The organism is Romboutsia sp. Marseille-P6047 (genome assembly GCF_900604535.1).
GTDB lineage: Bacteria > Bacillota > Clostridia > Peptostreptococcales > Peptostreptococcaceae > Romboutsia_E.
Genome location: NZ_UWOT01000001.1, coordinates 176,831 through 193,245, shown reverse-complemented (window position 1 = coordinate 193,245; position 16,415 = coordinate 176,831). Strand labels below are relative to the sequence as shown.

At 27.9% G+C, this 16,415-nt stretch carries 17 protein-coding genes; 15 read left to right on the top strand and 2 right to left on the bottom strand.

Features of this window, described 5'->3' with window-relative positions:
- Positions 1-59: 59 nt before the first annotated feature.
- From rsmB to EIH23_RS00910, 8 genes are all read left to right on the top strand, one after another.
- A complete protein-coding gene (gene rsmB, locus EIH23_RS00945; protein WP_122638331.1) occupies positions 60-1,388 on the top strand; it encodes a 16S rRNA (cytosine(967)-C(5))-methyltransferase RsmB in 1,329 nt (442 codons plus the stop codon).
- An 8-nt stretch (positions 1,389-1,396) separates the two neighbouring features.
- Positions 1,397-2,428, top strand: a complete 1,032-nt coding sequence (rlmN, locus tag EIH23_RS00940) for a 23S rRNA (adenine(2503)-C(2))-methyltransferase RlmN (RefSeq protein WP_122638330.1) — start codon at positions 1,397-1,399, stop codon at positions 2,426-2,428.
- Positions 2,429-2,445: 17 nt separating this feature from the next.
- Complete coding sequence (locus EIH23_RS00935; RefSeq protein ID WP_122638329.1) at positions 2,446-3,195, top strand: Stp1/IreP family PP2C-type Ser/Thr phosphatase; 750 nt, start codon at positions 2,446-2,448, stop codon at positions 3,193-3,195.
- 16 nt (positions 3,196-3,211) lie between these two features.
- The gene (gene pknB / locus EIH23_RS00930; RefSeq protein WP_122638328.1) at positions 3,212-5,011 is read left to right on the top strand and encodes a Stk1 family PASTA domain-containing Ser/Thr kinase; all 1,800 of its coding nucleotides are present in this window, start codon (positions 3,212-3,214) and stop codon (positions 5,009-5,011) included.
- A gap of 226 nt (positions 5,012-5,237) precedes the next feature.
- Positions 5,238-6,128: a ribosome small subunit-dependent GTPase A gene (rsgA, locus tag EIH23_RS00925; protein ID WP_122638327.1), complete on the top strand. Its 891-nt coding sequence runs from the start codon at positions 5,238-5,240 to the stop codon at positions 6,126-6,128.
- A gap of 1 nt (position 6,129) precedes the next feature.
- Entirely contained in the window at positions 6,130-6,786 is a 657-nt protein-coding gene (gene rpe / locus EIH23_RS00920; RefSeq protein WP_122638326.1) for a ribulose-phosphate 3-epimerase, read from the top strand.
- Between the two features lie 8 nt (positions 6,787-6,794).
- Complete coding sequence (locus tag EIH23_RS00915) at positions 6,795-7,442, top strand: thiamine diphosphokinase (protein WP_122638325.1); 648 nt, start codon at positions 6,795-6,797, stop codon at positions 7,440-7,442.
- A 124-nt stretch (positions 7,443-7,566) separates the two neighbouring features.
- Positions 7,567-7,716: a 2-oxoglutarate translocator gene (locus EIH23_RS00910; RefSeq protein ID WP_122638324.1), complete on the top strand. Its 150-nt coding sequence runs from the start codon at positions 7,567-7,569 to the stop codon at positions 7,714-7,716.
- A 228-nt stretch (positions 7,717-7,944) separates the two neighbouring features.
- On the opposite strand, the gene rpmB is transcribed toward EIH23_RS00910, so the two are convergent.
- Entirely contained in the window at positions 7,945-8,133 is a 189-nt protein-coding gene (gene rpmB / locus EIH23_RS00905; RefSeq protein WP_122638323.1) for a 50S ribosomal protein L28, read from the bottom strand.
- A 367-nt stretch (positions 8,134-8,500) separates the two neighbouring features.
- On the opposite strand from rpmB, the gene EIH23_RS00900 reads away from it, so the two are divergent.
- From EIH23_RS00900 to EIH23_RS00875, 6 genes are all read left to right on the top strand, one after another.
- A complete protein-coding gene (locus EIH23_RS00900) occupies positions 8,501-8,851 on the top strand; it encodes an Asp23/Gls24 family envelope stress response protein (protein ID WP_122638322.1) in 351 nt (116 codons plus the stop codon).
- 15 nt (positions 8,852-8,866) lie between these two features.
- On the top strand, positions 8,867-10,495 hold the full coding sequence (locus tag EIH23_RS00895) for a DAK2 domain-containing protein (protein ID WP_122638321.1): 1,629 nt from the start codon (positions 8,867-8,869) through the stop codon (positions 10,493-10,495).
- Positions 10,496-10,569: 74 nt separating this feature from the next.
- On the top strand, positions 10,570-12,630 hold the full coding sequence (gene recG, locus EIH23_RS00890; protein ID WP_122638320.1) for an ATP-dependent DNA helicase RecG: 2,061 nt from the start codon (positions 10,570-10,572) through the stop codon (positions 12,628-12,630).
- A gap of 40 nt (positions 12,631-12,670) precedes the next feature.
- On the top strand, positions 12,671-13,243 hold the full coding sequence (gene rsmD, locus EIH23_RS00885) for a 16S rRNA (guanine(966)-N(2))-methyltransferase RsmD (protein ID WP_122638319.1): 573 nt from the start codon (positions 12,671-12,673) through the stop codon (positions 13,241-13,243).
- Entirely contained in the window at positions 13,227-13,724 is a 498-nt protein-coding gene (gene coaD / locus EIH23_RS00880; RefSeq protein WP_122638318.1) for a pantetheine-phosphate adenylyltransferase, read from the top strand. The genes rsmD and coaD overlap by 17 nt, the downstream gene beginning before the upstream one ends.
- A 3-nt stretch (positions 13,725-13,727) precedes the next feature.
- The gene (locus tag EIH23_RS00875; RefSeq protein ID WP_122638317.1) at positions 13,728-14,243 is read left to right on the top strand and encodes a hypothetical protein; all 516 of its coding nucleotides are present in this window, start codon (positions 13,728-13,730) and stop codon (positions 14,241-14,243) included.
- A 35-nt stretch (positions 14,244-14,278) separates the two neighbouring features.
- On the opposite strand, the gene ylbJ is transcribed toward EIH23_RS00875, so the two are convergent.
- Positions 14,279-15,466 (bottom strand): sporulation integral membrane protein YlbJ, encoded by a 1,188-nt coding sequence (ylbJ, locus tag EIH23_RS00870; RefSeq protein WP_122638316.1) that lies wholly within the window; start codon positions 15,464-15,466, stop codon positions 14,279-14,281.
- Between the two features lie 146 nt (positions 15,467-15,612).
- Between ylbJ and EIH23_RS00865 the strand changes: the two genes are divergently transcribed.
- Positions 15,613-16,317, top strand: a complete 705-nt coding sequence (locus EIH23_RS00865; protein ID WP_122638315.1) for a FadR/GntR family transcriptional regulator — start codon at positions 15,613-15,615, stop codon at positions 16,315-16,317.
- Positions 16,318-16,415: the final 98 nt, after the last annotated feature.

Here is a 16,415-nt window from a genome sequence, read left to right as displayed (position 1 = left end):
AGATACTATACCATAAGACAACTCCTTTTTTATAGAGAAGGAAAATAAGGAGACAGTTTATGAAATCAAGAGAGTTAGCACTAAAGGTGCTTTTAGATATAGAGGAAAATAATAATTATTCTAATATAGCTATTAATAAGCATTTTAAGAACATAAATATGAATAACCAAGATAGAGGATTAGCTACTGAGTTAATTTATGGTGTAGTTGAAAATAAATATTATTTAGACTATATAATAGATAAACTTTCTAAGATAAAATGTAAAAAGATGAATATTTATGTTAAAATATTGCTTAGAATGGGTATTTATCAAATTTTACTTTTAGATAGTATTTCAGATTATGCAGCAGTAAATGAAACTGTAAGTTTAGTTAAAAAATACGATAAAAGGTCTTCTGGATTTGTTAATGCAATTTTAAGAAACGTTATTAGGCAAAAAGATACTATAGGTGAAGTAGATATAAAAGATGATACAATAATGTATTTATCTACAAGATATTCTTATAAGCCTTGGATGATAAAAAATTGGATAAATAACTTTTCTAAAGAATTTACAGAAGATTTATTAGAAGCAAATAATGAGAAACCAAGTGTATATTTAAGAACTAATACTCTAAAAATTACTAGAGATGAGCTTATTGAAAAATTAATAAATGAAGGTGTAGTTTGTAGTAAAGTTCCTATGGTTGAAGAAGCTATAAAGGTAGAAAACTTAAAAAATATTGAAAATAATCAATTATTTAAAGACGGATTATTTACAATACAAGATATAAGTTCTATGATTGTTGGAAAAGTAATGAATCCTAAAGAAAATTCATTGGTTTTAGATGTATGTAGTGCTCCAGGAGGAAAAACCACTCATTTAGCTACATTAATGAATAATACAGGACAAGTTATATCTAGAGATATATTTGAGCATAAATTAAAACTTATACAATCAACAGTAGATAGGTTAGGGCTTACAAATGTTGATGTACAGTCTTTTGATGCGTCAATATTAGATGAAAGTAGTGTAGATAAGTTTGATTATGTATTAGCAGATGTTCCTTGTTCTGGTCTTGGTATAATAAGAAGAAAGCCTGAGATAAAATATAAGGAAAAAGCAGAACTTAAGGGATTACCTGATATACAAAAGACAATACTTAATAATGCATCTAAATATGTTAAAATAGGTGGGACTTTAGTATATAGTACATGTACTATACAAGATAATGAAAATATAGATATAATTAATGATTTCTTAGCTAATAATAGTAATTTTACTTTAGTGCCTATAGGTGAAGTTAAAGTAGATTTAGATAATCAAGAAAATGGATATTTAAAAATATATCCAAATATTCATGATATAGACGGGTTCTTTATAGCAAAATTAAAAAGAGTAAGGTAGTGATAAATATGAAGCAAAACAAAGTAGCATTAAAGAATATGACAGAAGAAGAATTAAAAGAATTTTTAGTAAGTATTGGAGAAAAAGCATTTAGAGGTTCACAAATTTTTTCTTGGATATATAAAGGTGCTAAAACTTTTGATGATATGAATAATATACCTAAAAGTTTAAGAGAAAAATTAGAAGAAGTATCTTATATAGGCAATATAAAGAAAGAGTTAAGATTGGAATCTAAAGTAGATAAAACAAAAAAATACTTATTCTTATTAAATGATGGTAATATAATTGAAACTGTAATGATGGATTATGAAGATAGGGTAACAGTTTGTATTTCAAACCAAGTAGGATGTAGAATGGGATGTAACTTCTGCGCATCTACATTAGAAGGATTAATAAGAAACCTAGAACCTTGGGAAATTTTAGATCAAATAATGAAAATTCAAGAGGATACAGGTAAAAGAGTATCGAATCTTGTATTAATGGGCAGTGGAGAGCCTCTAGATAATTATGAGAACACTATAAAATTCTTAAAGTTAGTTAATGAGAAAAATGGTCTTAATATAGGATATAGACATATAACTCTATCAACTTGTGGGCTAGTTCCTAGAATGTACGATCTTGCTGACTTAGGATTACCTATAAATCTAGCATTATCACTACACTCTCCTTTTGATGAAAAAAGACAAGAGATTATGCCTGTAGCTAAAGCATATAAAGTTAATCAATTAATAGATGCTTGTAAGTACTATATAAAGAAAACAAATAGAAGAGTTACATTTGAATATTCTTTGATAAAAGGTGTTAATGACTCAGAAAAAGAGGCTAAAGAGATAGTGAAGCTCTTAAAGGGTATGCTATGTCATGTAAATTTAATACCTATAAATAAAGTTGAAGAGAGAGAATATGAAAGACCAGATAAATCTTATATATATAAGTTTAGAGATTATTTAGAAAAAAATAATATACCAGCTACAGTTAGAATTTCTATGGGCTCTGATATAGGAGGAGCTTGTGGACAATTAAGAAGAAAACATAAGTAGCTTAAGGGGGAAATCTTATGATTTATAGTTGTGACTCCCACATTGGAAAAATAAGAAAGAATAATGAAGATTACTGTATGGGGGAAGTTATACAGACTAAAAATGAACAAGCTATAGGAATATTTGCCCTAGCAGATGGCATGGGTGGTCATAATAAGGGTGAAGTTGCAAGTAAATTAGCTGTAGATAATATATTAAAATTCTTAAAAGAGAATTTATTACAAAGCAGTAGCATAAAAATAGATTATATTGATGATATAATTAAGCAAGCATATAATAATGTTAATTCAATTATTTATAAAAAATCGGTAGAAGAAGAAGAATGCTTTGGAATGGGAACTACATTAGTTACGGCTATATTATATAAGGACAACTTATATGTTGCTAATGTAGGTGATAGTAGGTGCTACTTATTGAGTGATGATATATTAACTCAAGTTAGTATAGACCATTCTGTTGTTGAAGAACTTTTAAGAGCTAACGTAATAACTGAGGAAGAAGCTAGAAATCATCCTCGAAGAAACCATATAACTAGGGCTATGGGTACAGAAGATATGGTTATAGTTGATATATTTAAGTATAAATTAAAAGAAAATGATTTAGTTCTTCTTGCAACTGATGGATTAACAGGTTGCGCTAGTAAAGAAGATATAATAAGTGTATTATCAAAAAAAGAAGATATACCAGATATGAGTAAGAATTTAATTGATATGGCTAATGAAATTTCTGGAAGAGACAATGTCTCTGTTATATTAATAAAAGTGTAATTAGGACGGTGATATAGTGGGAGATACAATTTTAGGAAATAGATACCAAATCATCAGAAAAATTGGTGATGGAGGTATGGCATTTGTTTATGAAGCAAAAGATAAGTTGCTAAATAGAACAGTAGCAGTTAAAGTTCTTAGACCGGAGTTTGTAGATGATGAAGATTTCTTAAAAAAATTTAAGAGAGAAGCTGAAGCAGTTGCAAGTTTATCTCATCCGAATATTGTTAATGTATATGATGTAGGAGAAGATGGTAAAGTTCATTATATTGTTATGGAGTATATAGATGGACAAAACCTAAAAGATATAATCAAAAATGAGGGTACTTTAGATGAGTACACAGCTCTTGATATAACTAAACAAATAGCTATGGCCCTTAGCGCTGCACATAGAAAGGGTATAGTACATAGAGACATAAAACCTCATAATATACTAATATCGAATGAAGGTAGGATTGTTAAAGTTGCAGATTTTGGTATTGCAAAGGCTGTATCCAATTCAACTATGACTAATGTAGGAAATATAATAGGATCAGTTCATTATTTTTCTCCAGAGCAAGCAAAGGGACAAAGTGTAAATGCAACTGCAGACTTATATGCTCTAGGAATTGTTTTATATGAAATGATAATAGGGAGGGTTCCATTTAGAGGTGATAGCCCTATATCTATAGCCTTACAACATATAAACGATGATGTAGAATTCACATCAGAAGAAAAAGTTAGTATACCTCAAAGTGTAAGAACTTTAATAAAGAAACTTACAGAGAAATCTAGTGAAGCTAGATATCAAAGTGCTGAAGAGTTAATAGATGATATCGATTATATAGAAAAAAATATAGATTTAGATTTTATAAAAGAATATGATAACTTTGCTACTAAGCATATTGATATAGAAAAAATTGAGCAGAGTGCAGATATAGAAGATGAAGATGAAAAGCTAATAGAAGATGCACCAAAAGTAATTTCTAAACCTAAAAAGGAAAATATAAAAAAGAAAAAAAATAAAGTGCAAAAAGAAGACAGTCCAAAGGTAAAGAAGCGATTAAAGATAGTTGCTATAGTATTAGGTATAATTTTACTTGTTCAAGTATTTTTTGTATCTAAATTTGTAATAAGTATGTTATCAGGAAGTAGTACTGAAAAGCAGGTAGTGTCATTACCTGATTTTAGTAATCAAGATTTAGATACAGTAAAGAAACAGCTTGAAGAATTAGGTTTATATATTACTATAAAACGTGATTATAGCGATACTGTAGAAGTAGATCATGTTATATCTCAAAGTCCATTTTCTGGAACAGAAGTTAGTAAAGGAGATACTATAACTATTGTTTTAAGTCAAGGTCAAAAACAAAGTGAGGTACCTAGTATAGTTGGGCTTACACTTACAGAAGCAGAACAAATATTAGGTCAAAATAATATGAAACTAGGTAATATAAAGCGTGAATATAATAGTAGTTATGAAGAAGGTATAGTAATAAAACAAAATCCAACTTCAGGATCAGGTGTATCTAGTGTAGATGTAGTAGTAAGTAAAGGTCCAGAACCTGTAAAAGAAGAAACTAATACAATACCAGAGGATACAAATAATAATACGCAAACTCCGGATAATAACAATAGCGATAACAATGTAAACAATAATAGCAACAATAATTCTGGTAATAACTCTAATACTGGAAATAACAATCAAAATAATGGTGGATCCAGTGATATACAAACACCAGATGATTCTACACAAAATGGTTCAGGAGATGTACCAAGTATAAGTATACCTGATGCAGAAGGTGGAACAGCATTACCTCAATCAGATGGAGAATAAATTTAATTAAAATAATAATGCTCAATAAGACTAGTATCTTAAAATAAAGATATTAGTCTTATTTTATGTAATTAAAAAGATTAAAAGATTTCTTTTTTATATGAAATATGTATAAAATATAGTAAGATAATAAATTAGGAGTATAATTAATTATAAAGTTATTATGCTATTATATATAGATATACGTAAATTATATAGACACACTCAATTTTAAAGGAGGAATTTAATGTTACAAGGAAAGATTATAAAAGGAATAGGGGGATTTTATTACGTAGATACAGAAAAGGGAATTTATGAATGTAGAGCTAGGGGAATTTTTAGAAAGCAAAAAGTAACTCCTCTAGTAGGGGATAGAGTAGAAATAAGTATAGTAGATGAAGAAACTAAAAAAGGTGTAGTAGAAGAAATAGATAAAAGGGATACGGAATTAATTAGACCACCAATTGCTAATGTAGATAAAGCATTAATAGTATTTGCAGTAAAAAATCCAAAACCACATTTATCTTTATTAGATAGATTTATAGTTTTAGCTGAAAAGGAAGGTTTAGAAATAGTAATAGTACTTACTAAAGCTGACTTAGATGATGATAATACTTTGGAAAAGATAACTAATATATATGAACTAAGTGGATATAAAGTAATACCTGTAAGTAATAAAACTAAATTAAATATTGATAAAATAAAAGATGAACTAAGTGGAAATGTTGTTGTATTTGCTGGTCCATCTGGAGTTGGAAAATCAAGCTTACTAAATGAAATAGATAGTAATTTTATGTTACAAACAGGAGAAGTAAGTGATAAAATAAAAAGAGGTAAACATACTACAAGACATGCAGAGTTATTAAAATTAGATTGTGGAGGTATGGTTGCAGACACTCCAGGGTTTAGTTCATTAACTTTAGATGATATAGAAGAAAATGAACTTAAAGATTATTTTATAGAATTTGATAACTTTGATGATTGTAAATTTGGATCTAGGTGTATTCATGAAAATGAACCTGGATGTGGGGTTAAAGAAGCTGTAGAAAATGAAGAAATATCTAAAGAAAGATATGATAGCTATATACAGCTTTTAAATGAAATTAGACAAAGTAAACAAGGAAAAAGGAGATATTAAAATGATCAAATTAGCACCATCGATACTATCAGCAGATTTTGCAAGATTATTAGAAGATGTAAAGAAAGTAGAAAATGCAGGTTGTGAATACTTACACATAGATGTAATGGACGGTCACTTTGTTCCTAATATAACTTTAGGTCCTGGGATTGTAAAGTCTTTGAGAAAAGATGTTAAAATGGTATTTGATGCACATCTTATGATAGAAAATCCAGATAACTACATAAAAGAGTTTGTAAATGCTGGATGTGATATGATAGTTGTACACCAAGAAGCGTGTAAACATCTTCATAGAACTATACAAAATATAAAATCTTATAATATAAAAGCAGGAGTTGCTTTAAATCCAGCTACTCCAATAGAAAGTATTAAGCATGTATTAGACGATGTTGATATGGTTTTAATAATGACTGTTAATCCTGGATTTGGAGGTCAATCTTTTATAGAAGGTATGATACCTAAAATAAAAGAATTAAAAGAAATTATAGACTCTAGAAACTTAAGTGTAGATATTCAAGTCGATGGTGGAATAAAGCCAGAAAATGTTCATAAAGTAGTAGATGCAGGTGCTAATGTTATAGTAGCAGGATCGGCTATATTTAATAGTGATAATATAGAAGAAACTGTAAAATTATTTAGAAAAAATGCATCTATATAGGTGGCAAAATGAAAGTATGTATCGTTCTTAATGGAGAAATTAAAGATTATAATAAAACTAAATTTATAATAGAAAATGAGAAATATGATTTTATTATTTGTGCAGATGGAGGAGCAAATCATTTATATAATATGGGGGTTATACCTGATTATATCATTGGTGATTTAGATTCTGCAAAATCAGATATTGTAGATTATTATAGGAAAAAGAACGTTTCTTTTAAAAAATTTCCAGCAAAAAAAGATGAGACTGACTCTGAGATTTGTATATTTTTAGCTCAAAATCTTAATGCAAAAGAAATTGACTTTATAGGAGCTTTAGGTGGAAGAATAGATCATACAATAGCTAATATTAACTTACTTTACTATGTTAAAGAAAAAGGTATTAAGCCTAGAATACTATCAGAAGATGAAGAGATAAATATACTTATTAATGAGCAGGTAATTATTAATGGAAATAAAGGGGATTTAATATCTGTAATACCAATTAATGGAGATGCTAATGGAGTTACTCTTGAAAATTTAGAATATCCGTTAGTAAATCATAATATGAAGTATTCAGTGCCATTAGGAATTTCAAATGTTATGTTAGATAATAATTGTAAGGTAAGTGTAAATCAAGGTACATTACTTATAATAAAGAATATAAAAAAATAAATAAAAAAAGCATGCCTAATAGTATGCTTTTTTTATGTTATAAAAATAAGGGCAGGTCTAAATATATTTTAAGTTGCATAAATTAAATTATAAATAAGAATGGTAATGAGTAAGGAGGTGTGTTATGAAAAATCAATCCAAAGGATTATTAGGTATAATATGTATGGCAACGGGTGCAGCAGTAATAATATCCATGATATTACCTAATTGGATTTTCACCATACTTACAGCAGTTGTTCTTATAGTTTGTGGAGTCTTATTATTTTTATATTAAGTAAAATATTAAATATATATTTAGTATTATGTGAATAAATATAATATATAGAAATTATATAATAGTTTATAAAATGGAGGGATAGAATATGAAAATGGTAACAATAAAATTACCGAAGTGGCTATCTAATATAGTATTAAAATTTATGAGAAAAGAGAAAAAATAAGCATATAGAATAAAAAAATAAAAGCCTACTTATATCAGTAGGCTTTTTTTAATAATAAATTATTAAGCTCTTTCAACTTTACCAGAACGTAAACATCTAGTACAAACTTTAACTCTCTTAGGAGTTCCATCTATTACAGCTCTAACGCTTCTTAAGTTAGCAGACCAAGTTCTTCTGCTGTGTCTATTTGAGTGTGATACTTGGTTTCCAGAAACCTTCCCTTTACCACATACGCTACATACTTTCGCCATTATCGTACACCTCCTTAAAATGATAACTATTTAAAGACTAAAAACATATTTATATTAACACAAATATTTAATTTCTGCAATAGAAATATATATTTGTCTTATATATTATTATTGAACAATTTGCAACTATAATATAAAATTATATATATAATTCATTATAAAGTAAATACAAAAAATAAAAAACTAAGCTAGAATATATTGCTATGTGCCTATTTAATTAATTTTTAATATTAAAAAGAACTAAGTAGGTTTAAAATATACTATATTTATAGTATTATAGTAATTAGAATTAATATTACCTAAAGCGATATTTTTAAATGATTTTTGTGCAAAATAAAAATAAAAATTAATTTAAGGGGGTCAAGCCATGAGTGCAAGATTAACTAATGAATATGGATACGTAGAAATAGATAAGCAAGTAATAGCTCAAATAGTATATAGAGCTGCAATGGAAAGTTACGGTTTAGTAGGTTTAGGATATAAATCTAAGGGTATAGTAGAATTATTAAAAGGTGAAAATGCTACTAAAGGTGTTAAGGTAGAAGAGTTAGAAGACAATACCATAGCGATAGAACTTTATGTTATAATACAGTACGGAACAAATATATCTACAGTTGCAAACAACATAATAGATAGAGTAAAATATACAGTTGAAAAGATGACGGCTTTAAAAGTAAGTAAGATAGACATTAATGTTCAAGGAATTCGAGTTAAGTAATTTAGGAGGAAAAAAATGATCCAAAATATAGACGGAAAAAAATTAAGAGATATGTTTGTATCAGGTGCAAACAATCTTCAAAATCATAAAGAATTAGTTGATAAGTTGAATGTATTCCCAGTTCCAGATGGTGATACAGGAACAAACATGTCATTAACTATTTCTTATGCAATGAAAGAATTATCTAAAGTAGACAATAATGAAATAACTAATATAGGTAAGGCTTTATCTAAAGGTTCTCTTATGGGAGCAAGAGGTAACTCAGGAGTTATATTATCTCAAATAATAAGAGGTATAGCAAAGTCTATAGAAGGAAAAGAAGAATTAACTACAATGGATTTTGCAAATGCTCTAAAATCAGGGTCAGATACTGCCTATAAAGCGGTAATAAAGCCTATAGAAGGAACTATACTAACAGTAGTGAGAGAAAGTAGTGAAGCTGCAATAAAAATAGCTAAGAGTGAAGATGACTTTGTTAAGTTCCTAGAATTAGTTATAGTAGAAGCTAATAACTCATTAAATAGAACACCAGAATTATTAAAAGCTTTAAAAGAAGCTGGCGTTGTAGACTCAGGTGGTAAAGGATTAGTTCTTGTATATGAAGGTATGCTAAGTGAATTAAACGGAAATCATATAGATATACAAGATGCAGGTTCAACAGAAATAAAAGAAGTTAAATCAGCACAAGGAAATATATCTACAGAAGATATAAAATTCCAATACTGTACAGAGTTTATATTAGAAAGTGATAAAGTAGATGATACTCAAATAAGAGATATAATGCTTAAATATGGAGATAGCTTAGCTGTAGTTGGAGATGAAGGTGTAATTAAAGTTCATGTTCATACTAATGATCCAGGACTTGCTTTACAAGAAGCATTAGCATATGGACAATTATTAACTATCAAAATAGAAAATATGAAGCTTCAACATGAGAATACTTTAATAGAGTCAAACTATGAAAGTGCGTCTACAGTTGAAGAAGAAAAAGAGTTTGGATTTATAGCAACTTCTATGGGAGATGGTTTAGCTAAAATATTTAAAGATTTTGGTGTTGATCATATAATTGAGGGTGGTCAAACTATGAACCCAAGTACAGAAGATTTTATGAATGCAATAGATACAATAAATGCAAAAAATATATTTATATTCCCAAATAACTCAAACATAATAATGGCTGCAAACCAAGCAAAAGAACTAAGTGATAAAAATATAGTAGTTATACCTACTAAAAATACTCCGCAAGGATTTACAGCTTTAGTAAGCTTTAATGGAGAAGCTAGCGTTGAAGAGAATGAAGCTGCAATGATGGATGCTTTAGGATTAGTTAAATCTGGTCAAGTAACTTATGCTGTTAGGGATACAGTTATGAATGATGTTGAAGTTAAAGAAGGAAATATAATTGCTATAGCAGAAGGAAAATTACAAGCTGCAGGTGAAGGTGTAGATGAAATAACTACAAAACTTGTAGAAAACTTAGTTGATGAAGATAGCGCAATAATAACTTTATTCTATGGAGAAGATGTAAGTGAAGAACAAGCTAACAATCTTCGTGACGAATTAGAAGAGAAGTTTGAAGATATAGATGTAGAGTTATACTATGGAGGACAACCTCTTTATTATTACTTAATTTCAGTTGAATAATGATTTTAAAGTCCTGTATAATCTTACTACCGTTTAGTTGGTTATACAGGACTTTTGCGTAATAGGTGATAACTATGAGTGATTTAAAAAAAGATATACAATATGTAAAAGGAATAGGTCCTAAAAAAGCATATAAGCTAAATAAATTAGGAATTTTTACTTTGAAGGATTTATTATATTACTTTCCTAGACAATATGAAGATAGAAATAATTTAAAGAAGATATCTCAGTTAAAAAATGAAGATAAAGCTACTATAAAAGCAGTTATTGTAGGAATTACTACTAGTACTCCACGAAAAGGAATGACTTTAACTAAGGTTGATGTAAAAGATGAAACTGGATATGCAAAATTAGTTTTTTTTAACCAACCATATGTAAGCAATACATTTAGAAGTGGAGATACTATTTTAGTTTTTGGAAAAGTAAAAAAAGAATTTAAAAGTATAGAGTTAAGTTCTTGTGAGATTGAGCATCTTAGTAATGCTCCTAAAAATACATGTAAAATTATGCCTATATATCCTCTTACATTTGGTGTTACAAATAAGGAGATCATTAGTATAATTAAATCTGTATTATCAAATAAAGAATTAGTTATAAAAGAATATTTACCTAAAAATATAATAGATAAATACAAATTATGTAGTATAGATTATGCAATTAGAAATATTCATTCACCAAGTAACAAAGAAAGTTTTAAAATTGCACTATATAGGATAATTTTTGAAGAGTTTTTAATACTTCAATTAGGTTTATTTATGTTTAAAAATGGAGTAACTGAAATTGAAGGAATAAAATTTGAGAAAAATGAAAATTTAAAAGATATAATAAACTCATTACCATTTAAGCTAACTAATGCACAAAGTAGAGCTTTAAATGAAATTATTGAGGATATGGAATCTACTAAAGTAATGAATAGATTAGTACAAGGAGATGTTGGATCTGGAAAAACGGTAGTTGCATTATTAGCATTAGCAAACTGTGTTTTAAATGGATATCAAGGTGCACTAATGGCTCCTACAGAAATATTAGCAGAGCAACATTATATATCCTTAAGTGAAACTCTCAAAGAATTTGGAATGAATGTAGAACTTTTAGTTGGAAGCCTTACTAAAAAACAAAAAGAAAAGGTACTTGAAAGAGTAAAAAATAAAGAAATAGATATATTAATAGGAACACATGCTTTAATTGAAGATAAAGTAGAGTTTAATAACTTAGGTATAGTAATAACAGATGAGCAACATAGATTTGGTGTTAGACAAAGAGGAAAACTTTCTGATAAAGGTAATAACCCAGATGTATTAGTTATGACAGCAACACCTATACCAAGAACTTTAGCACTTATATTATATGGAGATTTGGATATATCTATTATTGATGAACTACCTCCAGGAAGGCAACCAATAGATACTATTGCTGTAAGTAAAGACAAAAGAGATAGAGCTTATAATAATTTAGTAAGAGATGAGGTAGAAAAAGGTAGACAAGTATATATTGTTTGCCCTTTAGTTGAAGAAAGTGAATCTATAGAAGCTAAAGCAGCTGTAGAATTGGTAGAAGAATTAAAGCAAGAGTATTTTTCGGATTTAAGAGTAGGGCTTTTACATGGTAAAATGAAAGCTAGTGAAAAAGAAAGTATTATGAAAAGTTTTAAAAATAAAGATTTAGACATACTAGTATCAACCACTGTTATAGAAGTTGGAGTTAATGTTCCAAATTCAACGTTAATGATAATTGAGAATGCAGAAAGATTTGGCCTTGCACAATTGCATCAGCTGAGAGGACGTGTAGGGAGAGGAAAACATAAATCTTATTGTATACTAATATATGCATCTAAATCAGACGTTTGTAAGCAAAGAATGTCGATAATGGAAGAGACTAACGATGGATTTAAAATATCTGAAAAAGATTTAGAAATAAGAGGGCCAGGAGAATTTTTTGGTACAAGACAGCATGGACTTCCAGAGTTAAAAATAGCTAATATATTTAAACATATGAAGATATTAAAAATAGCTCAACAAGAAGCTCGTTATATAATAGGGGAAGACATGAAATTACAAAAAAATGAAAATAAATTGCTGAAAAATGAGATAATTGATAAATTTGAGCATTTAGCAAGAGAAATTTCGCTAAATTAAATAAAATTTATGTTAAAATATATTGAGAGGAGATATGACATTGAGAGTTATATCAGGAAAAGTAAGAGGATTAAAATTAGACACTCCTAAAAATCAAGATGTAAGGCCTACAACTGATAGGGTTAAAGAATCATTGTTTAATATGATAAATCCATACATAAGAGAGAGTAATGTTTTAGACTTATTTGCAGGAACAGGTTCTTTAGGTATAGAGTGTTTATCAAGAGGCGCAAAGAATTGTGTTTTTGTAGATAAGAGTAGAGATAGTATAAATATAGTAAAGTCAAACGTAAAAAAAGCTAGAGTTGAAAATGAAAGTACTATTTTAAATATTGATTTTAAAGATGCAGTAAAAAGATTATCAACTCAAAATCAAAAATTTGATGTTATATTTATGGATCCACCATATTATGAAAACATGTTTATAGATTGTTTAAAAAGTATAGACGAATTAAATCTACTACATGAGGATGGAATAATAGTTGTAGAACACGATACAAAAGATGTATTTGAAGAAAGAATAGGAAGATTAATTAAGACTAGAGATAAGAAGTATGGAAATACAACAATGACATTTTATAAGTGGGAGGAACAAAATGAGCAAGAAGATTAGGAAAGCAATGTTTGCTGGTAGTTTTGATCCAATTACTAATGGACATTTAGATATAATTTGTAGAGCGTCTAAACTATTTGATGAATTACAAATAGGTGTACTTTTTAATCCAAATAAAAAAGGTTTATTTACTTTTGAAGAAAGAGTTGACTTAATTAAGTCATGCACTGGGCATTTAGAAAATGTTAAAATTGTAAGTTTTGATGGCTTGTTAGTTAATTATTGTGAAGAAAATGGAATTGATACACTAGTTAGAGGTGTAAGAAGTGGATCAGATGTAGAATATGAGTTACAAATGGCCCATATGAATAGAGAGTTGAACCCTAATATAGAAACAATCATACTACCGACAACAACAAAATATTCTTTTATAAGTTCATCATTAATAAAAGAAGTTTTAACTTTTGATGCAGATGTAAAAAATTTAGTGCCAAAAGTAGTTTTAGAAGAGCTAAAGAGAAAGACTAATAGGGGGAAGTAAGCAATGAAAATAGATTTAGAGATGATTGAGCTGTTTGATCAATTAGAAGATAAAATAAGAAATGCACAGACTGCTCGTTTTTCACAAAAATCAGTTATAGACAAAGAAGAGCTTTTAAGTATGATAAAAGAAATCAGAGCTTTAATGCCAGATGAAGTTACTCAAGCTGTGTGGATAAACAAAGAAAGAAATAGAATACTAAATGAAGCTAAAAGAGATGCAAATGAGTTAAAGGCTCAAGCTGAAAGAGATGCAGAAAAAATAAAAGAAGAGTATGAAAGAACTTTAGAAGAATTAAAGAAAAATTCAGAAGAGACTTTACAAGATTATATAGAATCAAGTGATATAGTTGGACAAGCTGAGCAAAGAGCAAAAGAAATATCAGAAAGAGCAGAAAATATAGCTAGAGAAATAAGACAAGGGTCTATTGATTATGCTACTGATGTACTTTCTGCAGTAGAGCATAACTTAAAATCAATACTAGAAGAAATAGTTAGAGATAAAGCTGAATTAAGATAGAAATGAGTATGGATTAATCCATACTCATTTTCATTTTAAATACTATCATTATCAGGCATTACAAATTTAAATACTAAATAAATAAGCAATATAAAAGCTAGTACTAAATTTGTATTATTCAAATAATAAATCCATAATTGATTATTAAATAAAGTATTATATGTAGGTGTAAAATTAGATGCGAGTGCAGTAGATTCAGACAGTGGATAAAGCAACAATGTAAATGTTGCGGCAAATAATCCATGTAAAAACTTATTAAAAATGTATAAATTAGTATTAATATCAGTTTTAGCTAAGAAGTTGCAACATTGAGCTAATATAGACAGTCCGCTAAATCCAATTAAAAAGCTAGATAGTGTAGCTTTTAATATTAAAGGGGCTGATGTTACTTTAGCAATATTATTGCAACCGATTGTTATTTCAAATAAACCACTTATAAAAGCATAACATAAGTCTTTAGTAACACCCAAAACTGAAAGTGGAATATAAAGTATATTGGATAAAAGTGATATTATATTGAATAAAGAAAGTATTTTAAATACTACTGAAAATACTATAACAAAGCCACCTACTGCAAGTAAAGTATTTACTCCATTTACAACTGCATTTCCAAACATTACAAAAAATCCAATATTACTTGAGTATCTAGTGTTAATAACATTTTTTATATTTGCCTTTACATTATAGTTAGGTTTAGGTAATTTCTCTTTGCCATAAGATCTAAATAATATGCCTACAGTTATAGACCCTAGATAATGACATAGTATCATTAAATATCCTAAAGAAGAATTATTAAACATTCCCACAGCAACTGCACCAATTATAAATAGTGGACCAGATGTAGAGCAAAATGATACTAGTCGTTGTGCTTCAGAAGATGATATTTGATTTGTATCTCTAAGATCATATGCAAGTTTAGCTCCAACAGGATATCCAGAAACTGTTGAAATAGCAAATACTAAGGCACTTTTGCCAGAAACATTAAAAATAAATTTAGTTATAGGGTTTATAATTATACCTATTAAGTCAACTATTTTTAAATCTACAACTAAATTAGCTCCTATTATAAATGGAAGTAATGATGGAATTAATACATTTGCCCATATATTAAATCCATCTTTTGCAGACTTTATAGCTTCTTGAGGGAATATAATAATTCCAAATATTAAGAATAGTACTATGATAATTGGTAAAAAGAAAGATATTGTTTTATTTTTTTTCATAAACACCACCTTGAGTAAATAATATATTTTATTATATTAAATTAATGAGGCTTGTATGAATATAAAACCACTTCCACATTTTTTTAACAATAGAGTATAATATAATTAAAAATTTATTTAAACGCAATTGGTTTGTAGGGGGAAATATGTTCAATAATATAGTTAATAAAAAAGTATATGAGAAAGTTATAGAACAAATTCAAGAGAGTATATTTAGGGGAGAATTTAAAAAAGGTGATAAACTTCCGTCAGAAAGAGAGTTATCTGAACAAATGGGAGTAAGCAGAACATCTATAAGAGAAGCAATTAGAGTAATGGAGACTATGGGTATAATAGAAAGTAAACAAGGTGAGGGTAACTTTATATGTTCAAATATAAATAAATCATTAATTGAACCATTATCACTTTTATTTAAGCTTAACAATGGAAGTTGGCATGAAGTAATAGAACTAAGGCAAGCACTAGAATTAGAAGCAGTTAAGTTTGCTAGTGAAAGAATAACAAATCGTGAGGCTATGGAACTAGAAAATATAATTAAAGAAATGAAAGAAGAAATAGATGGAAAAAATAGAAATGAAGTATTAGTAATATTAGATCAAAAATTTCACAATAAAATATCTTCTATAAGTAAAAATTATTTAATTGAATGTCTTTTTTTAACATCATCAAAATTATTTGAAGCTTTCATAAAAGATGCAAGAGAGAAGATCATTAATAGATATTCAGATGAAAGAATACTATTAAATCAACATATAGACATATATAATGCTATAGTAAATAAAGATCCCAACTTAGCATATAAAAAGATGGAAGAGCATATGAGACTTATAAAAGAAAATTATATAAAATAATAAGATTGTTAATATAAAGATAAATATTGATATTATAAATAAAGGTAATACTATTTAAGTGTGAAGTGGTAATACCACTGACCATCATTCAAGTATCT

Bases quoted from the DNA above. Each gene is read 5' to 3' on its own strand.
- rpmB (WP_122638323.1), bottom strand. From the start codon at position 8,133: ATGGCGAAAGTATGTAGCGTATGTGGTAAAGGGAAGGTTTCTGGAAAC.
- EIH23_RS00875 (WP_122638317.1), top strand. From the start codon at position 13,728: ATGAAAATAGATTTAGAGATGATTGAGCTGTTTGATCAATTAGAAGAT.
- recG (WP_122638320.1), top strand. From the start codon at position 10,570: ATGAGTGATTTAAAAAAAGATATACAATATGTAAAAGGAATAGGTCCT.
- ylbJ (WP_122638316.1), bottom strand. From the start codon at position 15,466: ATGAAAAAAAATAAAACAATATCTTTCTTTTTACCAATTATCATAGTA.
- EIH23_RS00900 (WP_122638322.1), top strand. From the start codon at position 8,501: ATGAGTGCAAGATTAACTAATGAATATGGATACGTAGAAATAGATAAG.
- EIH23_RS00935 (WP_122638329.1), top strand. From the start codon at position 2,446: ATGATTTATAGTTGTGACTCCCACATTGGAAAAATAAGAAAGAATAAT.
- rpe (WP_122638326.1), top strand. From the start codon at position 6,130: ATGATCAAATTAGCACCATCGATACTATCAGCAGATTTTGCAAGATTA.
- rsmB (WP_122638331.1), top strand. From the start codon at position 60: ATGAAATCAAGAGAGTTAGCACTAAAGGTGCTTTTAGATATAGAGGAA.
- coaD (WP_122638318.1), top strand. From the start codon at position 13,227: ATGAGCAAGAAGATTAGGAAAGCAATGTTTGCTGGTAGTTTTGATCCA.
- EIH23_RS00910 (WP_122638324.1), top strand. From the start codon at position 7,567: ATGAAAAATCAATCCAAAGGATTATTAGGTATAATATGTATGGCAACG.
- rlmN (WP_122638330.1), top strand. From the start codon at position 1,397: ATGAAGCAAAACAAAGTAGCATTAAAGAATATGACAGAAGAAGAATTA.
- EIH23_RS00895 (WP_122638321.1), top strand. From the start codon at position 8,867: ATGATCCAAAATATAGACGGAAAAAAATTAAGAGATATGTTTGTATCA.
- rsgA (WP_122638327.1), top strand. From the start codon at position 5,238: ATGTTACAAGGAAAGATTATAAAAGGAATAGGGGGATTTTATTACGTA.
- EIH23_RS00865 (WP_122638315.1), top strand. From the start codon at position 15,613: ATGTTCAATAATATAGTTAATAAAAAAGTATATGAGAAAGTTATAGAA.
- EIH23_RS00915 (WP_122638325.1), top strand. From the start codon at position 6,795: ATGAAAGTATGTATCGTTCTTAATGGAGAAATTAAAGATTATAATAAA.